This window comes from Streptomyces sp. NBC_00237, assembly GCF_026342435.1.
Taxonomy (GTDB): domain Bacteria; phylum Actinomycetota; class Actinomycetes; order Streptomycetales; family Streptomycetaceae; genus Streptomyces.
This window is the reverse complement of the sequence record NZ_JAPEMT010000005.1, coordinates 245,025-262,971: the sequence shown is the minus strand read 5'-3', so window position 1 is coordinate 262,971 and position 17,947 is coordinate 245,025. Positions and strand designations below refer to the sequence as shown.

Sequence of the window (17,947 nt, the reverse complement as noted above, 5' to 3'; positions counted from 1 at the left end):
CGATTGGGTACGATCACTCCGCCATGGAGATGAATGCCACCTACACCAGTCTCGTCGCGGTCGGCGACTCCTTCACCGAGGGAATGTCCGACCTCCTGCCCGACGGTTCCTACCGCGGCTGGGCCGATCTGCTCGCCGCCCGGATGGCCGCGCGCACGCCCGGCTTCCGGTACGCGAACCTCGCTGTGCGCGGCAAGCTCATCGCGCAGATCGCCGACGAGCAGGCACCGCTCGCCGCCGCGATGAAGGCCGACGTGGTCACGCTGGTCGGCGGGCTGAACGACACCCTGCGCCCCAAGGTCGACATGGGACGCGTGCGCGCCAAGCTCACCGAGGCCGTCGAGATCCTGGCTCCCTCCTGCAAGCAGCTCGTCCTGATGCGCAGCCCGGGGCGCAACGGCCCGGTCATGGAGCGCTTCCGGCCGCGCATGGAGGAACTCTTCGTCCTCGTCGACGAGCTGGCGGCCCGGCACGACGCGGTGGTCGTCGACCTGTACGGGGCAGCCGTCCTCGGCGACCAGCGGATGTGGGACGTGGACCGGCTGCACCTGACCGCCGAGGGGCACCGCAGGGTCGCCGAAGCGGTCTGGCAGGCTCTCGGCCTGGACGCTGAGGACGACTGGCTGTCCCCGCTGCCCCTCGCGAGGCCCCCGAAGTGGGTCGCGCGCCGGGTGAGCGACGTGCGGTTCGCGCGGGAACACCTGGTGCCGTGGATCGGGCGCAGGATGTCGGGACGCTCCTCGGGCGACGGCCGCCCGGCGAAGAGGCCGGAGCTGGTTCCGTACGACGGGCCCCTCTCGTAGCAACGTACGAACGAACCCGTGGCCCTGGCCTGCACAAACCGCCAGTAGAATCTGTTTACGTGACTGCTGTAAGTGCGAAGCCTCGCATCCCCAATGTCCTGGCCGGCCGCTACGCCTCCGCGGAGCTCGCCGTCCTGTGGTCCCCCGAGCAGAAGGTCAAGCTGGAGCGCCAGCTGTGGCTGGCCGTACTGCGTGCGCAGAAGGACCTCGGCATCGAGGTTCCGGACGCCGCCATCGCCGACTACGAGCGCGTGCTCGACCAGGTCGACCTGGCCTCCATCGCCGAGCGCGAGAAGGTCACGCGCCACGACGTGAAGGCGCGGATCGAGGAGTTCAACGCCCTCGCCGGGCACGAGCAGGTCCACAAGGGCATGACGTCCCGCGACCTCACCGAGAACGTCGAGCAGCTCCAGATCCGGCTCTCGCTCGAACTGATGCGGGACCGCACGGTCTCCGTCCTCGCACGCCTGGGCAAGCTGTCGGGCGAGTACGCCGAGCTGGTCATGGCGGGCCGTTCGCACAACGTGGCAGCGCAGGCCACCACCCTCGGCAAGCGCTTCGCGACCGCCGCCGACGAACTGCTCGTCGCGTACGGACGGCTTGAGGAGCTCCTCGGCCGCTACCCGTTGCGCGGCATCAAGGGCCCGGTCGGCACCGCGCAGGACATGCTCGACCTGCTGGGCGGCGACGCCGAGAAGCTGGCGGATCTTGAGCAGCGCATCGCGGGCCACCTCGGCTTCGCGCACGCCTTCACCTCGGTCGGCCAGGTCTACCCGCGCTCGCTCGACTACGAGGTGGTGACCGCGCTGGTGCAGCTGGCCGGTGCCCCCTCCTCCGTCGCCAAGACGATCCGTCTGATGGCGGGCCACGAGCTGGTCACCGAGGGTTTCAAGCCCGGGCAGGTCGGCTCCTCCGCGATGCCGCACAAGATGAACACCCGCTCCTGCGAGCGCGTCAACGGCCTGATGGTCATCTTGCGCGGGTACGCGTCGATGACCGGCGAGCTGGCGGGCGACCAGTGGAACGAGGGCGACGTGTCCTGCTCCGTGGTCCGCCGCGTCGCGCTGCCGGACGCGTTCTTCGCGTTCGACGGCCTCCTGGAGACCTTCCTGACGGTGCTGGACGAGTTCGGGGCGTTCCCCGCGGTCGTCGCCCGTGAGCTGGACCGCTACCTTCCGTTCCTCGCCACGACCAAGGTGCTCATGGCCGCCGTACGGGCCGGGGTCGGCCGGGAGGCCGCGCACGAGGTCATCAAGGAGCACGCGGTGGCCTCCGCACTGGCCATGCGGGAGCAGGGCGCCGAGCGCAACGAGCTGCTCGACAAGCTCGCCGCCGACGACCGGATGCCGCTGGACCGCGCACAGCTCGACGAGCTGATGGCGGACAAGCTGTCGTTCACGGGGGCCGCGGGGCAGCAGGTGGGCGTGCTGGTCGCCCGTATCGAGGAGATCGTCAAGCAGCACCCCGAGGCGGCGGCGTACACCCCCGGCTCGATCCTCTGAGGCACCGTGACTCCTGAGGAGCTCCGGGCCGCCCGCGACCGCGTCATCCCCGACGTGGTCGCGGGCGGTCTGCGCGTGCTGTTCTGCGGCATCAACCCGGGGCTGATGTCGGCGGCCACCGGTCACCACTTCGCCCGCCCCGGCAACCGGTTCTGGCCGGTGCTGCACCGGTCGGGCTTCACTCCGCGCCAGTTGCAGCCGTCCGAACAGGACGAACTCCTCTCGTACGGTCTCGGCATCACCAACGTCGTGGCGCGGGCCAGCGCCCGGGCGGACGAGCTGAGCGCGGAGGAGTACCGCGAGGGCGGGCGGCTGCTCACCGAGAAGGTGGAGCGGCTGCGGCCGGTGTGGCTGGCGGTGGTCGGTGTGACCGCGTACCGCACGGCGTTCGACGAGAAGAAGGCGCGGATCGGGCCGCAGGAGCGGACCATCGGCGGGGCGCGGGTCTGGGCGCTGCCCAACCCCAGCGGGCTCAACGCGCACTGGAGCCTGGAGGCGATGGCGGAGGAGTACGCACGCCTGCGCGAAGCGTCCGCAGACGTTGCGGACACGTAGCGCCCCGCAACGATCCGGTTCCGCTTTGTACGGCCTGACTCGCCCCGGCCTGTCACCAGCAGATACGATCCAGCAGCACACACGCGTACGAGCTGGGAGGACACGTTGGGGCGGCTGACCGGCGGGGACCCCTCTTTGTTGCGGCGGATCAACTCCGCGGTGGTGCTGCACGCACTGCGCGGCGCGGACTACGCGGACTCCCCCACCCTGACCGACCTGACCCGGATCACCGGGCTTTCCCGGCCGACCGTCGAGGGCGTCGTCGAGGGGCTCATCGAGGCCGGGCTCGTCGTCGAGTCGGCTGCCTCGGTCGCCGAAGAGGGCGCTGCGAAACGGCAGGGGCGGCCCGCGCGGCGGTTCCGGTTCCGGGCCGAGGCGGGGCACCTGCTGGGCATCGAGATCGGGCCGCACCGGGTGTCGGCGCTGATCTCCGGTCTCGACGGGCGGATCGTCGGCGCGGGGTCGCGCGAGGTCGACGAGTCCGCGAGTGCGGACGACCGGCTGGAGCGGGTACGGACCGTGGTCGCGGACGTGCTGCGCCGGGCCGGAGTGCCGCGCAGCTCGCTGCGGGCGGTCGGCGTCGGCAGCCCCGGCATCGTCGAGGCCGACGGCACGGTACGCCTCGGTACGGCGCTGCCCGGGTGGACCGGGCTGCCGCTGGGCGAACGGCTGCGGCGGTCCTTCCGCTGCCCGGTGCTGGTGGAGAACGACGCCAACACCGCTGCCGTGGCCGAGCACTGGAAGGGCGTCGGGCAGGACACCGACGACATGGTCTTCGTCCTGGCCGGGCTGAGCCCGGGGGCGGGGTCGCTGATCGGCGGGCGGCTGCACCGGGGGTACGGCGGCGCGGCCGGAGAGATCGGCGCGCTGCACCTGCTGGGGCGCGAGGCCCGGCCCGAAAGCCTGCTGTCCACGACGGACGAGCCGCTGCACCCGCTGGACGAGCAGGCGGTGGCGGCGGTGTTCGCCCAGGCCAAGCAGGGGGACGTACAGGCGCGGGCGGCGATGGACAGGTTCCTTCAGCGGCTGGTGCACGACGTGGCGGCGCTGGTGCTGGCGCTCGATCCGGAGCTGGTGGTGGTCGGCGGGTGGGCGGCCGGTCTTGACGGCGTACTGGACCCGTTGCGCGCGGAGCTGGAGCGGTTCTGCCTGCGTCCGCCGAGGGTGGCGCTGTCGCTGCTCGGCGAGGCGTCGGTGGCGACGGGGGCGCTGCGCCTCGCGCTGGACCATGTGGAGGAGCAGTTGTTCGCGGTGGAGACGACGGTGACGGCGCGGCGCTGAGTTCTTCTTGGCTGAGTTTCCCCTGGCTGAGTTCTTCTTGGTTGAGCTCTTCTTGGCTGTGTACCTCTTCAATACGTACGGCCCGCACCCGGAGTTCCCGGTGGCGGGCCGTACGGAGGAGATCGGCAGGTCAGGACGCGTGGGCGGCCGGGCTGTCGTGGTGGCTTATCTCCAGGTCGCCCGAGTCCCCGAAGGTCAGGCGGCAGGTGTCCGCGCGGTACGTCGCCACGGACACGGCGGCGGTGCGGCCCGCCGCGAAGTAGCGGGTGGTGACGACCAGGACGGGAGCGCCGGGCAGCCGGTCCAGCTCCTTGGCGTCGTCGGCGCGGGCGGAGCCCAGTTCGACGGCGCGGTCCTGGCCCTCCAGTCCGAGGAGCTGGAGTTCGCGCAGCACGCTGCGGGCGCGGACCTGGCCCGACGGGGCGTCCAGCGCCGGGAGTTCGGGCACCGAGGCGAGGGGTACGTAGAGCAGTTCGGCGGCGACCGGCTGGCCGTGCGTCATGCGCGTGCGGCGCACGACGTGCAGCTCCTCCCGGACGGCCGTTCCGAGCATGCGGCTGACTGCGGCGGGAGGCACGGCGACCGAGGAGTCGACGGGCTGCCAGGCGTCACCTGCCGTGCCGGGCCAGGCGTGCTGGGAGGTCGACACGTCGACACCCATGCGGGGCGGGGCCACCGTGGTGCCCACGCCTCGGCGGCGGTGCAGTCGGCCCTCCAGCTCCAGCTGTTCGAGGGCCTGGCGGAGCGTGGCACGGGCGACGCCGAAGCGGGCCGCGAGGTCACGCTCGTTGGGGAGGATCTCGCCGACCGAGAAGTCGGAGTCGAGCGCCTCGCTGAGCACGGTCTTGAGGTGCCAGTACTTCGGCTCCGGCACCGTTTCGAGCTGCGTGGTCCCCACCCTGATCCTCCGCAATCGCCGCGTCCTTGCGGCACTCCGAGACGTCCGCAGGCCCGAACGCCGTTCCACGCCTTTGTTTATTAAAGGTCCTTGCACTAACTCTGCGACCATAGGTCGACCCCCCTACTTGGTCAAGACCAATCCGCCTTCCTTTACGGAGGTTATGGAAGCGGGGGAGCGAAATGCGCGTACGTCACGGACCGTTCACAGAGCCGCAAACTGCCCCGCATCCGGCGGACGGAAGCGGGGCAGTGGGGCGTACGACAAATCTGGAAGCGCCTATTCCGGCATGAGTGATGCGAGTTTGTCGGGATTTCGCACGATGTAGACGGTCTGGATGAGTCCGTCGGCGACGTCCAGTTGGAAGAAGCTGTCGGGGCGGCCGCCGGAGAGGAAGAGGAGGGCGGGGCCGCCGTTGAATTCGGTGAGCCGGACCTCCATTCCCGGGACGGACTTCTTGGCGGCGCCCAGCAGAAAGCGCGCCACCTTGTCGGCGCTCTCCACGATCCGCAGGGGCGCCCGCGACTTGCCGCCGCTGTCGCCGACCAGCCGCGCCGTGGGGGCCAGCAGGGTGAGCAGGTCGCCGAGATCGCCGCCGCCGGCCGCGGCGAGGAACCGTTCGGTCATCTCGCGGCGCTCGACGGGGTCCACGTCGAAGCGCGGCTTGCGCTCGTCCACGTGCTTGCGCGCCCGGCCCGCGAGCTGACGCACCGCCGCGTCCGACCTGTCGAGGGCCGCCGCTATCTCCCCGTACGGGAAGCCGAACGCCTCGCGCAGGACGAACACGGCGCGTTCCAGCGGCGAGAGCGATTCGAGGACGACCAGGACGGCCAGGGAGACGGACTCGGCGAGGACGGCGCGGTCGGCGGTGTCGGGGACGTCCGTGCCGAGGTCGGTGGCCAGCGGCTCGGGCAGCCAGGGGCCGACGTACGCCTCGCGGCGCGACTGCACGTGCCGCAGCCGGTCGATGGCCAGGCGCGTGGTGATCCGTACGAGATACGCGCGCGGGGCACGGACGTCCTCGCGGTCCTCCGACGACCAGCGCAGCCACGCCTCCTGCACGACGTCCTCGGCGTCGGCGACGCGACCGAGCATGCGGTAGGCGACACCGGTCAGGACGGATCGGTGCTCTTCGAACAGGGCTGCGGCGTCGGCCGCCTCGGCGGCGGTGTCGGCGGTCATCGTCCCATCCCAGCCCACGTCGACCACGGTGTCCAGACCGGACGGAAGCGGCTTCGGCCACACCCTTGAACTCCAAGCTACCGAAGGGTAGTTGTTGCTGACAGAGTGTCTAAGCCGACTTCGGGCACCGCTTCGTCGACCCATCCCCGCCCCCGACCCCAGGGAGTCCCCATGACCGCCACCGTCGAGTTCGCCGTCGAGTCCCCCGGCGGCCCGCGCACCGCGTCCGTGTCGTACGAGCGCCGGGGGCAGGGCGAGCCGCTGCTCCTGCTGCACGGCATAGGGCACCACTGGCAGGCGTGGGAGCCGGTGCTGTCCGCGCTGGCTGCGGAGCGCGACGTGATCGCCGTCGACCTGCCGGGGTTCGGGGCTTCGCCGTCGCTGCCTGACGGAATCTCGTACGAGCTGGGGGCCGTGGTGCCAGTGCTCGGCGCGTTCTGCCGGGAGTTGGGGGTGGAGCGGCCGCACGTCGCGGGGAACTCGCTCGGCGGGCTGCTCGCACTGGAGATGGGGCGGGAGAAGCTGGCGCGGTCGGTGACGGCGCTGTCCCCTGCGGGGTTCTGGACGCAGGCCGAGCGGCGGTACGCGTTCGGGACGCTGCGGGGGATGCGGGTGGCGGCGCGGGCGATGCCGTTGGCGATGATCGAGCGGCTGTCGCAGAGCGAGGCGGGGCGGTTCGCGCTGACGAGCACCATTTACGCGAAGCCGGGACGGCGGACGCCGGAGGCCGTGGTCGCGGAGACGGTCGCGCTGCGGGAGGCGACGGGGTTCGAGCCGACGCTCGCGGCCGGGCTGAAGGTGCGGTTCCTGGACGACGTGCGGGACGTGCCGGTGACGGTGGCGTGGGGGACGAGGGACCGGCTGCTGGTGCGGCGGCAGGGGGTGCGGGCGAAGGGGGTCGTTCCGGGGGCGCGGCTGGTGCGGTTGCCCGGGTGCGGGCATGTCCCGATGAACGACGATCCGGCGGCGGTGGCGAGGGTCATTCTCGACACGAGCCGCTGAGGCCGCGGGGGCCTACGACCACCCCCCTCCGGGCTTCACCCTGACGAGCTACTTGCCAACCTGGAAAGTGGATGCCACTCTGGAAAGAAAGAAGACCGTCAGCAGTTCCGAGGGGGAAGCATGAGTGAGTACGGCGATGCCGCAGCAGCCTTGCGAAGGGTCGGGGCGTTGGAGACCACCGCGTGGCGCAGGAGCGGGTGGTACCTCCGCTTCCTCCTGCCGTACGGGGCTGCGCAGTTGGTCATCGTTCCGGCACTGGTCCTGCTGCCGCACCCCTTGGGCGCCCAGGTGTCCGTCGGGCTGAACACGGTGATGGTGATCGTCCTCAGCGCGTACGTGGCCCGGCAACGCACGGTCCGACCCGGCTTCGGCTGGCGGCACGGTACGGTGATCGGCACCTGGGCGGCGGCCTTCGTGGCCACGTCCTGGCTCGGGTCAACCGTCTGGCACGGCAGCGTTCCGTTCGCGGCGGTGGCGACCCTGGCCTGCCTTCTGCCCTTCGCGGCAGGGGCCTGGTTCGAGATACGGAGGACCGCGTGAGCGGTGCGGGCGGTGAGAGGCAGGGGTCGCACCCCCGGCACGCGCTGGCACCACTGCTGACCTCGCCGGTGCGGCTGTCCGTGGTGGCGGCGCTCGCTCCGCTGGACAAGGCCGAGTTCAGCTTCGTGCGGGACCTGGTCGAGGTGTCCGACTCGGTGCTGTCGAAGCAGGTGGCGGCGCTGGAGGAGGCGGGGTGGGTGACCGTGGAGAAGGGGCGGATCGAGCGGAGGCCCCGGACGTGGCTCAGGCTGAGCGACGAGGGACGGACGGTGTACCGTCAACACCTGGCCGCACTGCGGGCGATCGCCGGGGACCAGGGGCTTGACGCACCGGCCTGACCTGGTGAACGTAACCCGTCACGGGAGTGGACAGCTCCGGTCTCTCCGCGCCGGAAATCGCGGCGAATCGACCAGATCCACACTTAACCCATCAGTCACAAACCGTTCGTGATCACGCAACACCGCTGAGCAAGAGTGCTGCCATGACGGACACGAATTGCCCCACGGCAACCCCTTCCCCGGCAGGCCGGACCAGGCGCCATCACTGGCGGCGCGACCTCGTGGAGCTGGCGGCTCTCTTCACGGCGGTGGCGGTCGCCGACTCGATCGCGAACATGATCGTGCACGGTCCCGACGGGCCCGTACTGCTCATCGCCTCGGCGGTGGCTCTCGCGGCCACCGCCGGGTTCCACACCTGGTGGGCACGGAAGCACAGCCACGCACCACCTCCGGCACCGCCGACCGATCCTGGCCCGGGCGAGTCCGCCCCCGTCGACGCAGCCGAACCGCGGGAGCCCCGGGAGACCTCGCTGTGGCGGATGCGGACGACGGTGAAGGACGAGCCGGGTTCGCTGGCCGCGCTGTGCACCGTGCTCGCCCGGCTCGACGTCGACATCCTGACGCTCCAGACGCACCCGCTGGGCAACGGCACCGTGGACGAGTTGCTGCTCCGGGCGCCCGCCGAGATCCAGATCCGGGACCTGTCCCGGGAGGTCGCGGCCATCGGGGCCAAGGACACCTGGCTGGAGCGGGCCGACGCGCACGACCTGGTGGACGCCCCGACCCGGGTGCTCGGGCTCGCCACCCGGACCGCGCTCGACGCTGCTGAACTCCCGCTCGCCCTGCGGCAGTTGCTCGGGCGGTGCACCATCCACTCGCTGCCCGCGACGACCCTGACCGGGCGGCCGTCCGGGCAGACCGCACCCGTGGAGGGCGTACTCGAAGGGACGGTGATGCGGCTGCGGGACCCGTCCGGCGGGGCGATCACCCTGGAGCGGCCGTATCTGCCGTTCACGCCGACGGAGTTCGCGCGGGCGCGGGCGCTGGTGGAGCTGGACGCCCGGCTCGGGCCCCGGGTGCCGCGCAGCCAGGACGTGCTGACGCTGCCCGAGGGCAACGCCATCACCGTGCGGCGAGCGGGGCCCGACGACCTCGAAGCGGCGCTCGCCATGCACGAGCGCTGCTCCGAGCGGACGCTGGGGCTCCGTTACCACGGCCCGATGGGCGACGCCGACCGGTATCTCACGCACCTGCTCAACCCCCGGTACGGCCGCACCCTCGCCGTGCAGACCGCGTCCGGGCGGCTCGTCGCCCTCGGGCACCTGCTGTGGGACGGCGACGAGACCGAGGTGGCCCTGCTCGTCGAGGACGCCTGGCAGCGGCGGGGCATCGGCTCCGAGCTGCTGAACCGACTGGTCGCTCTGGCCGCCGAGGCGGACTGCGCGAGCGTGTACGCCGTCACCCAGGCGTCCAACACAGGCATGGTGGCGTCGATGCGAGGGCTGGAACTGCCCCTCGACTACCAGATAGAGGAGGGCACGCTCGTGGTGACGGCGCGGCTCGGCTCCGTGGCTAAGCCGGTACGCCCTCGGCTCGGGCGCGAGGAAGGTCTGCCGTACGTGCCCCGGTCCGAGAGGAGTTGAGGGCCTCTTCGGTCCACGGGGAGTTGAGGCCCTTGTGGTCGGGCGGGACCGCACCGGCCGCCGCGAGGGCCTCGCAGAGGTCGCGCCAGAGGTCCTCGACGTCCTCGAGGCCGACCGACATCCGCAGCAGCCGGTCGCTCACGCCCGAGGAGCGGCGGTCTCCCTCGGCCACGATGCGGTGGCTGATGGAGGCCGGGTGCTGGATCAGGGTGTCGACGCTGCCCAGGCTGACGGCCGGGGTGATAAGGCGGACGCCCGCGATCACGGCGTGCGGGTCCCCGTACACCTCGAAGGCGACCATCGCGCCGCCCAGTTCGGGGTAGTGGACGCGGGCGACGCGCGGGTCGGCGGCGAGGCGACGGGCCAGCTCGGAGGCGTTCGCGGAGGCGGCCCTCATCCGTACCGGAAGCGTGGACAGGCCGCGCAGGAGAAGGTAACCGGCGAGCGGGTGCAGGACGCCGCCGGTGGCGAAGCGCACCTGACGCAGCTGCCGCGCGAACGCGTCGTCGCACGCCACCACTCCGGCCAGCACGTCCCCGTGCCCGCCCAGGTACTTGGTCGCGCTGTGCAGCACGAGGCGTGCGCCGTGTTCGGCGGGGCGCTGGAGGACGGGTGTGGCGAAGGTGCTGTCGACCAGCAGCGGTACCGGTCCGCAGGCGCGGGCGACCGCCTCGATGTCGACTTCCGCGAGGGTCGGGTTGGCCGGGGTCTCGACCATCACCAGGCCCGTGTCGGGGCGGATCGCCTCCGCGATGCCCTCCGGGTCGCTGCGGTCGACCCAGGTGACCTCGGTGCCCAGGAGCCCGGCGGTCAGCAGGTGGTCGCTACAGCCGTACAGCGGGCGCACCGCCACGACGTGCCGCAGCCCCGCCGAGGCCCGTACCAGGAGTACGGCGGTCAGCGCGGCCATACCGCTGGCGAACGCGACGGCCGCGTCCGTGCCTTCGAGCGTGGCGAGGGCCTCCTCGAAGCGGGCGGTGGTGGGGTTGTCGAGGCGGGCGTAGACCGGCGGCCCGTCCGGGAGTTCGCCGGTCGCGGCGAACGCGTCGATGCGCGCGGCCTCTCCCCGGCTGTCGTAGGAGGGGTACGTGGTCGACAGGTCGAGCGGTACGGCGTGCACGCCGAGCGCGGCGAGGTCTTCGCGGCCCGCGTGGACGGCCTGGGTGGCGAGGGCCCGGGGTGCGGGCGAGGAGGCGGCGGAACCGGCCAGGGATGCGGCAGTCATGCTGCGCAGTCTGAACATCCGGCGGGTTCTCGTAGCGAACTGCCGTGCTACGTTCGGCCAATGGCTGATTCCGTCGTACTGGACACGGTCGACCTGCACATTCTGCGCCTGTTGCAGAACGACGCCCGGACGACGTACCGCGATCTCGCCGCCGAGGTCGGCGTCGCCCCCTCCACCTGCCTGGACCGGGTGACCAGGCTGCGCCGTTCCGGGGTGATCCTCGGGCATCAGCTGCGGCTCGACCCCGCGAAGCTGGGGCGCGGCATCGAAGCCCTGCTGCTGGTGCAGGTGCGTCCGCACCGGCGGGAGCTGATCGGGCCGTTCGTGGAGCGGATCAGGGCGCTGCCCGAGTCACGGGCGCTGTTCCATCTGACGGGGCCAGACGACTATCTGGTGCAGGTGGCCGTGGCGGACGCCGCGGACCTCCAGCGGCTGGTGCTCGACGAGTTCACGTCGCGGCGCGAGGTGGCCCGGGTGGAAACCCGGCTGATCTTCCAGCAGTGGGACTGCGGGCCCCTCCTGCCTCCGGCGTCTCCCCAGGTCACGGGCCGAACGGCGGCCGGTACAGAACGGTAGTGACGCGGGCCCCCTCTTCGTACGAGGATGGCCGCATGCCAGACAACAGCACCCTTCGCACCCCGCTCCCGCGCGAGGTCGCCGACGCGTACGTCGACGCCCTGATCACCCTCGACCCGATCATCGGCACCGGCCTCGGGGTCAGGGCCAGCTCCCGTGCCCTCCCCGACTTCTCCCCCGAGGGCCGCCAGGCCGTCGCCGAACTGGCCCGGCACACCCTCGCCGTCCTGGACGAGGCGGAGCGGCAGCCCGGCGCGGACACCGAGGCCGAACGGCGCTGCGGGCGGTTGCTGCGCGAGCGGCTGACCGCCGAACTCGCCGTGCACGCGGCGCAGGAGGACCTGCGCACGGTCAGCAACATCCACTCCCCCGCGCACAGCGTCCGCGAGGTGTTCACGCTCACGCCGACCGAGACGGACGAGGACTGGGCGGACGTCGCCGAGCGGCTGCGCGCCGTCCCGGCGGCCTTCGAGGGCTACCGGCTCTGCCTGGAACTCGGCCTGGAGCAGGGCCTGCTCGGTGGCCCCCGGCCCACCGCCACCTTCATCGAGCAGCTCACCGAGTGGGCGGGAGACGAGCGGGGCTGGTTCGAGGAGTTCACGGCGGCAGGACCGGACGCACTGCGTGCGGAGCTGGACGAGGCGGGCCGTGCGGCGACCGCCTCGGTGGTCGCGCTGCGCGACTGGATGCGGGACGTGTACGCGCCCGCCGTCAAGGACGCTCCCGACGCCGTGGGCCGCGAGCGGTACGCCGTGTGGTCGCGGGCCTTCAACGGCGCCGACCTGGACCTGGACGAGGCGTACGCGTACGGCTGGAGCGAGTACCACCGGCTGCTCGGCGAGATGAGGACCGAGGCCGAGAAGGTCCTGCCGGGGGCCGCGACCCCGTGGGCGGCGCTGGCCTGGCTGGACGAGCACGGCACGCACATCGAGGGCGTCGAGGAGGTGCGGGTCTGGCTCCAGGCGCTGATGGACGAGGCGATCGAGGCGCTCGACGGCACGCACTTCGAGCTCGCCGAGCGGGTGCGCAAGGTGGAGTCGCGGATCGCTCCGCCGGGCGGGGCGGCGGCCCCGTACTACACGCATCCCTCCGAGGACTTCTCCCGTCCGGGGATCACCTGGCTGCCCACCATGGGCGAGACCCGCTTCCCGGTGTACGACCTGACGTCGACCTGGTACCACGAGGGCGTTCCCGGTCATCACCTCCAGCTCGCGCAGTGGACGCACGTGGCCGACCGGCTGTCGCGCTACCAGGCGTCGGTGGGCATGGTCAGCGCCAACGCGGAGGGCTGGGCGCTGTACGCGGAGCGTCTGATGGACGAACTGGGCTTCCTGAAGAACGCGGAGCAGCGGCTCGGCTATCTGGACGCCCAGATGATGCGCTCGACGCGGATCATCGTGGACATCGGCATGCACCTGGGTCTGGAGATCCCGGCGGACTCGCCGTTCCACCCGGGCGAGCGGTGGACGCCGGACCTGGCGCAGGAGTTCTTCGGGCTGCACAGCGGGCGTCCGGCAGACTACGTCGAGAGCGAGATGACCCGGTACCTGTCGATGCCGGGGCAGGCGATCGGCTACAAGCTGGGCGAGCGGGCGTGGCTGAAGGGCCGCGAGAACGCGCGTGCGGCGCACGGGGAGTCCTTCGACCTGAAGGCGTGGCACATGGCGGCGCTGTCGCAGGGCTCGCTGGGGCTGGACGATCTGGTGGACGAGCTGTCGAAGCTCTGACCGTGCGGGGGCGGGCGGACGTGGGAGCGGGGAGAGCGTGAAGGCCGGTTGGCTGGTGTGTGGGGATCCGTTGTCGGGGCGGCGGGTCGATCCGGCGTTCGCCGGGGAGGCGGCGGCCGTACGGCAGGCGGGCGGGGCGGTGTCGTTGCTGGACCACGACGCCCTGCTCGCCGGTGACGTCGGGGCCGCGCTGGCCCGGGTGCCGCGCGGCTCGGGGCCGTACTGGTATCGGGGATGGATGATCCCCGTCCGGCGGTACGAGGAGGTGGCGCGCGGCATGGAGGAGCGCGGCTGCTCCCTGCTGACCGGGGCCGACGCGTACCGTACGGCGCACGAACTGCCCGGTTGGTACGGGGAGTTCACCGCACTCACCCCACGGAGCGTCTGGCGGGAGTGCCCGCCGGGCGGGCCGCCCCGGGGAGCAGGACTGGACGCGCTCGTCCGCCCGTTGCGGGACGGGCCCGCCGTGGTGAAGGACTTCGTCAAGTCCCGCAAGCACGAGTGGCACGAGGCGTGCTTCGTGCCCGAACTCCGGGACACCGCCGCCCTGTCCGCCGTCGTGGACCGCTTCTTCGCGCTCCAGGAGGACTCCCTCGCGGGCGGTCTCGTGGTGCGGGAGTTCGAGCACTTCGTGCCGGGCGGAGAGGCCCGGGTCTGGTGGGTGGACGGGGAGGCGGTGCTGGTCACCGCCCACCCCGACTCCCCCGAAGACGCCCCCGAGCCGGACCTCGCGGCGGTGCGCCCGGCCGTGCGGGCGCTCGGCTGCCGTTGGGTGACCACCGATCTCGCCCTGCGCGGGGACGGCGAGTGGCGGGTCGTGGAGGTGGGGGACGGGCAGGTGAGCGGACTGCCGGAAGGGGCCGACGCCCGGGTTCTGTTCGAGGCGTTGGGTGCGGCCGTCAGCTCCGGCGGAAGCCACCCTCCGAGTCGATGACCTGGCCCGTCACCCAGGCGGCCTCGTCCGTGGCGAGCCAGGAGATGAGGCGGGCCGGGTCGTCCGGCAGGCCCCAGCGGCCCGCCGGGAACATCGCCGCGACGGCGGCGTGGTCGGAGCCTGACAGGTAGCCCGTGTCGACGGGGCCTGGGTTGACCGCGTTCACGGTGACCCCGAGGTCGGCGAGGGTGGTGGCGAGACTGCGGGTCGCGGAGGCGAGGGCGCCCTTGGCGAGGGCGTAGGCGAGTTCCCCGGGCATGCCGCCCCCGAGGTCCTGGCCGGAGGTCATCATGAGGAGGCGGCCGCCGGGAGCGGCCGGGGCCTTCGCGCGCAGGCGTGCGTAAGCCTGGGCGAGGAGGATCACGGAGCGGGTGTCGATCGCCCAGTGGGCGTCGAGCATCGCCGCGTCGATCTCGTCGAGGGTGCCGTCCCCGCCGCTCAGGGCGTGGTTGGCGACCAGGATGTCGAGGCGTCCGCCGAGAGCTTTCGCCGCCGTGGCGATGAGGGCGGCGGGGGCCGTCGGTTCTGACAGGTCGCCGGGACCGTGGGCGACGACCGCTGCCGGGTCACTGCGGGCTTCGCGGACGCCCTGGGCCACGCCTTCGGGGCCTTCGGGGTCCGCACCCCACGGCTGGGAGGCGTCGTGCGGGACGTGGTGGTGGAGGTAGACGCTCGCACCGTACGCGGCGAGCCGGCGGGCCACCGCGCAACCGATGCCGTCGCGCCGGCTGGCTCCGGTGACCAGTGCGGTACGGCCGAGAAGGGGGCGCGGGTCACGGCGGAGGTCTTCGGGGGCGGGGTGCGGGAAGGTGGGCATGGCCCGGAATCCTCTCAGGCCGCACCCGCCACGGCCACCGCATTCGGTTCAGCAGCCGCAGTCGTCGGAGTCGACCGGGGCCGTCAGCGGGTCGGCGGTGGGGGTCTGGCGGCCCTCCCAGGTCTCGTACGCGAAGCCCTCCCGGATCCAGTACTCCATGCCGCCCAGCATCTCCTTGACCTGGTAGCCGAGTTGGGCGAGCGCGAGGGCGGCACGGGTGGCGCCGTTGCAGCCGGGGCCCCAGCAGTAGGTGACGACCGGGACGCTCTTGTCGAGGAGGCGTTCGGCATGCTCGGGGATGAGGGCGGTCGGCAGGTGCACGGCACCGGGGACGTGCCCCTGGTCCCAGGAGGCGGTGTTGCGGGAGTCGATCACGACGAAGCCGGGGTCGCCTCCGGCAGCCAGGGCGGAGGCGACGTCGGAGACGTCGGCGTGGAAGGCGAGGCTCGCGCCGAAGTGGGCGGCGGCAGCGGCGGGGGAAGCGGGCGGGACCCGCAGGACGGCGTTGACGGCGGGAGCGGCCTGCGGGGCGATGTGCGCGGTGGTGTTGGTCATGGCTGAAAATCTACGGGGAGTGATCATCCCACTGAAGTGGATTCCCCCGGAACTTCTCTTGATCTGCCGGTGATTCCCCTGTTGTCTGTGAGCATGACCGGATATTCAGCGGACGCTACCGACTGGCGCATCCTGGAAGCCCTGCAGCGTGAAGGCCGTGCCTCGTTCGCCGAGCTGGCACGGACCGTCTCGATGTCGTCGAGCGCCGTGACCGAGCGCGTACGACGGCTGGAGGAGGCGGGGGTGATCTCGGGGTACGCCGCCGTGGTCGAGCCGGAGCGGATCGGCATGCCGATCCTCGCCTTCGTGCGGCTGCGGTACCCGCACGGGAACTACAAGCCCTTCCACGACCTCCTCGACGTGACGCCGGAGGTCCTGGAGGCGCACCACGTCACGGGCGACGACTGCTTCGTGCTCAAGGTCGCCGCGCGGTCGATGCAGCACCTGGAGGAGGTGTCCGGGCGGATCGGGGCGCTCGGGTCGGTCACGACCAGCGTGGTGTACTCGTCGCCGCTGCCGCGACGGGCGATCAGCCTCTAGCACCCCCGGGGCCCGAGGGGGCGGATGCGGGCCTGGCAGCCGGGTTCCGGAGCATCGGGCCCGTCAGCTCGATCGGCACGTCGAGGCCGTCGAGCAGCCGCACCACCTTGTCGATGTTCGTGAGCCGCCGCGCCCCCGCTTCGAGCATCGACAGGAACGCCTGGCTCAGTCCGGTCAGCTCCGCCACGTCCTCCTGCCGGAGCGAGGCGTGTCTTCGCACCTGCATGCACACATAACCGAAGTCATGCCGCAGCAGCGCCCGCCGCACCTCCGGCAGCTCCCACACCCACGACGGCACGCGCGGGCGTTCCGGCGGGGACTCCCTGAGGCCGCGGACGCACTGGTGGCAGCGGTCTTCGTCGTTGTACCTGCTCAGGGCCCGTCCGCAGTCGAGGCACTGCCGCACGTTCTTCGCCCCCGGGTGCCCGCTCATCGTCCGCAGCGCCGCCATGGCACCTACGCTCCTTCGCTCCGTGAGTCCTTCTCCGGCAGAAACAGCGTCCTCGGGCGCGCCCGCGCACCCCTGCCCCTCCGGGCGAAGACGTTGCTCCCGATTCGCATCCGCGAGGCAGGGAAAGGGTTATCCGGCATGGGTAAGATCTGTCAACTCCCGCATGTCGTAGAACATTTGACGAACCGTCAAGACGGCGCGCCATATCACTAGTGAGATGTGCACGACATCACTTGGCGGAACAGTCTGTTCCCCCTGCGTCACCGGCTGTGCTGTCGCACCGCCGGATCGGTCCACGAAGGCATTCCGGAGGCTTGAAGGTGTTCCTCGACACCTCTGTCGGGCAAGGCTGTTCGGCGACCCACCGCCCCGGGACGCGCCGAGCGGGGCGGCCGTGAGCCGGACGCCCGCCTTAGACAGGCATCCGGCCCGGGACGACGCCCGGCTGCGGACCGTGGTCGAGGACGCGGCGATGGGCCGGTGGGAGGGCGCGCGGGAACTGCTGACCAGGACCGGCGGCGACTGGGACCGGCGCATCTTCCGCCTCCAGGTCCTCGCCCGCACCGGGGCGCGGCTGACCTTCGCCGACACCTGGGCGCAGGCGGAGCCCCGTTCCCCGCACGCCCTGGCCCTCCTGGCGAACGTACTGGCGCTGCGGTCCATGGCGGCCGGGCGTGGCAGGGGGCGCGGCGAGGCGATGGAGCAGGCGTGGGCGGCGTGCGACACCGCTTCGGACGCGGCTCCGGCCGATCCGGCTCCGTACGTCGTCATGCTGGCCCTCCTGCGGTTCCACTCCCCCGTCCGCGACCCGGAGTGGCGGGCGACGCTGCACCAGGTGTGGCGGCAGGTCACGGAGCGGGACCGGTGGAGCCGCGAGGGGCACCACGAGATCCTCACGTACCTGTTCCCGGACTGGCACGGGACGGGCGGCGAGCTCTTCCACTGGGCGCAGGAGCAGTGCGCGCACGCGCCGCGCGGGCTGCCGCTGCACGTCATGCCGCTGGTCGCGCTGGCCGAGTCGCACCGCAGCCGGACCGAGGCCGACGGCAACCGGTACGGGATGGCCGTGCACCCGTGGACGGACAACCCGTCGACGTCGCAGGCGTGGGACGACTGGTGGGTGCACCGCGTACCCGTCCGCCCGCACGCCCACTTCACCGAGGACGCCAACTACCTGGCCCACGCCCTGTCCTTCGCGGGCCGCTACCGGGAGGCGGCGGAGGTCTTCGACGCCATCGGCCCCTTCGCCTCGGACACGCCGTGGAGCTACTGCGGCGACGCGGCGACGCTGTTCACCCGGCACCGGACGTGGGCGCAGCGGGCGATCGCCACGTAACCCACCGCGCAGCCCGTCACCGTCACGCGGCCCGTCACCGTCACGCAGCCCGTCACCACAGAGACCGCACCACCCCTCAACCACCGCCGCCCGGTGGGACGT

At 72.0% G+C, this 17,947-nt stretch carries 19 protein-coding genes; 13 read left to right on the top strand and 6 right to left on the bottom strand.

All coding sequences use genetic code 11. The features are described from left to right. Positions 1–23: 23 nt before the first annotated feature. The 4 genes from OG897_RS36930 (at position 24) to OG897_RS36915 (ending at position 4,141) form a co-directional block, all read left to right on the top strand. The gene (locus OG897_RS36930) at positions 24–803 is read left to right on the top strand and encodes an SGNH/GDSL hydrolase family protein (protein WP_266664140.1); all 780 of its coding nucleotides are present in this window, start codon (positions 24–26) and stop codon (positions 801–803) included. 59 nt (positions 804–862) lie between these two features. After that, on the top strand, positions 863–2,305 hold the full coding sequence (purB, locus tag OG897_RS36925; RefSeq protein ID WP_266664138.1) for an adenylosuccinate lyase: 1,443 nt from the start codon (positions 863–865) through the stop codon (positions 2,303–2,305). A gap of 6 nt (positions 2,306–2,311) precedes the next feature. Next, entirely contained in the window at positions 2,312–2,860 is a 549-nt protein-coding gene (gene mug, locus OG897_RS36920) for a G/U mismatch-specific DNA glycosylase (RefSeq protein WP_266664136.1), read from the top strand. Between the two features lie 105 nt (positions 2,861–2,965). Then, complete coding sequence (locus tag OG897_RS36915) at positions 2,966–4,141, top strand: ROK family protein (RefSeq protein ID WP_266664134.1); 1,176 nt, start codon at positions 2,966–2,968, stop codon at positions 4,139–4,141. Positions 4,142–4,271: 130 nt separating this feature from the next. On the opposite strand, the gene OG897_RS36910 is transcribed toward OG897_RS36915, so the two are convergent. Both OG897_RS36910 and OG897_RS36905 read right to left on the bottom strand, forming a co-directional pair. Beyond that, complete coding sequence (locus OG897_RS36910; protein ID WP_266664132.1) at positions 4,272–5,039, bottom strand: GntR family transcriptional regulator; 768 nt, start codon at positions 5,037–5,039, stop codon at positions 4,272–4,274. 279 nt (positions 5,040–5,318) lie between these two features. Then, positions 5,319–6,221 carry an RNA polymerase sigma-70 factor gene (locus tag OG897_RS36905; protein ID WP_266664130.1) on the bottom strand — a complete coding sequence of 301 codons (903 nt, stop codon included), beginning with the start codon at positions 6,219–6,221 and terminating at the stop codon, positions 5,319–5,321. Between the two features lie 171 nt (positions 6,222–6,392). Here OG897_RS36905 and OG897_RS36900 point away from each other — a divergent pair, with 171 nt between their 5' ends. The 4 genes from OG897_RS36900 to OG897_RS36885 all read left to right on the top strand — a co-directional run bounded on the left by OG897_RS36900 (position 6,393) and on the right by OG897_RS36885 (position 9,684). Then, a complete protein-coding gene (locus OG897_RS36900) occupies positions 6,393–7,223 on the top strand; it encodes an alpha/beta fold hydrolase (protein ID WP_266664128.1) in 831 nt (276 codons plus the stop codon). A 120-nt stretch (positions 7,224–7,343) separates the two neighbouring features. Further along, positions 7,344–7,763, top strand: a complete 420-nt coding sequence (locus tag OG897_RS36895; RefSeq protein WP_266664126.1) for a hypothetical protein — start codon at positions 7,344–7,346, stop codon at positions 7,761–7,763. Continuing rightward, positions 7,760–8,101 carry a transcriptional regulator gene (locus OG897_RS36890; RefSeq protein WP_266664124.1) on the top strand — a complete coding sequence of 114 codons (342 nt, stop codon included), beginning with the start codon at positions 7,760–7,762 and terminating at the stop codon, positions 8,099–8,101. Before OG897_RS36895 ends, OG897_RS36890 begins: the two co-directional genes overlap by 4 nt. Before the next feature lie 143 nt (positions 8,102–8,244). Further along, positions 8,245–9,684, top strand: coding sequence for a GNAT family N-acetyltransferase (locus OG897_RS36885; RefSeq protein WP_266664122.1), 1,440 nt, complete (start codon positions 8,245–8,247; stop codon positions 9,682–9,684). Here the strand turns inward: OG897_RS36885 and OG897_RS36880 are convergent. Further along, entirely contained in the window at positions 9,614–10,909 is a 1,296-nt protein-coding gene (locus tag OG897_RS36880; RefSeq protein WP_266664120.1) for a PLP-dependent aspartate aminotransferase family protein, read from the bottom strand. The genes OG897_RS36885 and OG897_RS36880 overlap by 71 nt on opposite strands. Positions 10,910–10,969: 60 nt before the next feature. Here OG897_RS36880 and OG897_RS36875 point away from each other — a divergent pair, with 60 nt between their 5' ends. Genes OG897_RS36875 through OG897_RS36865 form a run of 3 tightly spaced genes read left to right on the top strand, consistent with a single transcriptional unit; the run spans position 10,970 to position 14,146 of the window. Beyond that, complete coding sequence (locus tag OG897_RS36875; protein ID WP_266664118.1) at positions 10,970–11,485, top strand: Lrp/AsnC family transcriptional regulator; 516 nt, start codon at positions 10,970–10,972, stop codon at positions 11,483–11,485. Between the two features lie 35 nt (positions 11,486–11,520). Further along, entirely contained in the window at positions 11,521–13,212 is a 1,692-nt protein-coding gene (locus OG897_RS36870; protein ID WP_266664116.1) for a DUF885 domain-containing protein, read from the top strand. A 37-nt stretch (positions 13,213–13,249) separates the two neighbouring features. Next, positions 13,250–14,146, top strand: coding sequence for an ATP-grasp domain-containing protein (locus tag OG897_RS36865; RefSeq protein WP_266664114.1), 897 nt, complete (start codon positions 13,250–13,252; stop codon positions 14,144–14,146). Here OG897_RS36865 and OG897_RS36860 read toward each other — a convergent pair. Both OG897_RS36860 and OG897_RS36855 read right to left on the bottom strand, forming a co-directional pair. Further along, positions 14,112–14,963, bottom strand: a complete 852-nt coding sequence (locus OG897_RS36860) for an SDR family oxidoreductase (RefSeq protein ID WP_266664113.1) — start codon at positions 14,961–14,963, stop codon at positions 14,112–14,114. The genes OG897_RS36865 and OG897_RS36860 overlap by 35 nt on opposite strands. 48 nt (positions 14,964–15,011) lie before the next feature. Next, positions 15,012–15,518 carry a rhodanese-like domain-containing protein gene (locus OG897_RS36855; protein ID WP_266664112.1) on the bottom strand — a complete coding sequence of 169 codons (507 nt, stop codon included), beginning with the start codon at positions 15,516–15,518 and terminating at the stop codon, positions 15,012–15,014. A 93-nt stretch (positions 15,519–15,611) separates the two neighbouring features. On the opposite strand from OG897_RS36855, the gene OG897_RS36850 reads away from it, so the two are divergent. Then, positions 15,612–16,058 (top strand): Lrp/AsnC family transcriptional regulator, encoded by a 447-nt coding sequence (locus OG897_RS36850; protein WP_266664111.1) that lies wholly within the window; start codon positions 15,612–15,614, stop codon positions 16,056–16,058. On the opposite strand, the gene OG897_RS36845 is transcribed toward OG897_RS36850, so the two are convergent. Further along, a complete protein-coding gene (locus OG897_RS36845; RefSeq protein ID WP_266664109.1) occupies positions 16,048–16,509 on the bottom strand; it encodes a helix-turn-helix domain-containing protein in 462 nt (153 codons plus the stop codon). The two genes, OG897_RS36850 and OG897_RS36845, sit on opposite strands and share 11 nt — an antisense overlap. Before the next feature lie 394 nt (positions 16,510–16,903). Here OG897_RS36845 and OG897_RS36840 point away from each other — a divergent pair, with 394 nt between their 5' ends. After that, positions 16,904–17,845 carry a hypothetical protein gene (locus OG897_RS36840; RefSeq protein ID WP_266664107.1) on the top strand — a complete coding sequence of 314 codons (942 nt, stop codon included), beginning with the start codon at positions 16,904–16,906 and terminating at the stop codon, positions 17,843–17,845. Positions 17,846–17,947 lie beyond the last annotated feature (102 nt).

What these genes read in the sequence shown, in the direction of transcription:
- OG897_RS36930 (WP_266664140.1), top strand. Translation starts at nt 24, where the DNA reads ATGGAGATGAATGCCACCTACACCAGTCTCGTCGCGGTCGGCGACTCC.
- OG897_RS36905 (WP_266664130.1), bottom strand. Translation starts at nt 6,221, where the DNA reads ATGACCGCCGACACCGCCGCCGAGGCGGCCGACGCCGCAGCCCTGTTC.
- OG897_RS36900 (WP_266664128.1), top strand. Translation starts at nt 6,393, where the DNA reads ATGACCGCCACCGTCGAGTTCGCCGTCGAGTCCCCCGGCGGCCCGCGC.
- OG897_RS36895 (WP_266664126.1), top strand. Translation starts at nt 7,344, where the DNA reads ATGAGTGAGTACGGCGATGCCGCAGCAGCCTTGCGAAGGGTCGGGGCG.
- OG897_RS36885 (WP_266664122.1), top strand. Translation starts at nt 8,245, where the DNA reads ATGACGGACACGAATTGCCCCACGGCAACCCCTTCCCCGGCAGGCCGG.
- OG897_RS36880 (WP_266664120.1), bottom strand. Translation starts at nt 10,909, where the DNA reads ATGACTGCCGCATCCCTGGCCGGTTCCGCCGCCTCCTCGCCCGCACCC.
- OG897_RS36875 (WP_266664118.1), top strand. Translation starts at nt 10,970, where the DNA reads ATGGCTGATTCCGTCGTACTGGACACGGTCGACCTGCACATTCTGCGC.
- OG897_RS36870 (WP_266664116.1), top strand. Translation starts at nt 11,521, where the DNA reads ATGCCAGACAACAGCACCCTTCGCACCCCGCTCCCGCGCGAGGTCGCC.
- OG897_RS36860 (WP_266664113.1), bottom strand. Translation starts at nt 14,963, where the DNA reads ATGCCCACCTTCCCGCACCCCGCCCCCGAAGACCTCCGCCGTGACCCG.
- OG897_RS36855 (WP_266664112.1), bottom strand. Translation starts at nt 15,518, where the DNA reads ATGACCAACACCACCGCGCACATCGCCCCGCAGGCCGCTCCCGCCGTC.
- OG897_RS36850 (WP_266664111.1), top strand. Translation starts at nt 15,612, where the DNA reads ATGACCGGATATTCAGCGGACGCTACCGACTGGCGCATCCTGGAAGCC.
- OG897_RS36845 (WP_266664109.1), bottom strand. Translation starts at nt 16,509, where the DNA reads ATGGCGGCGCTGCGGACGATGAGCGGGCACCCGGGGGCGAAGAACGTG.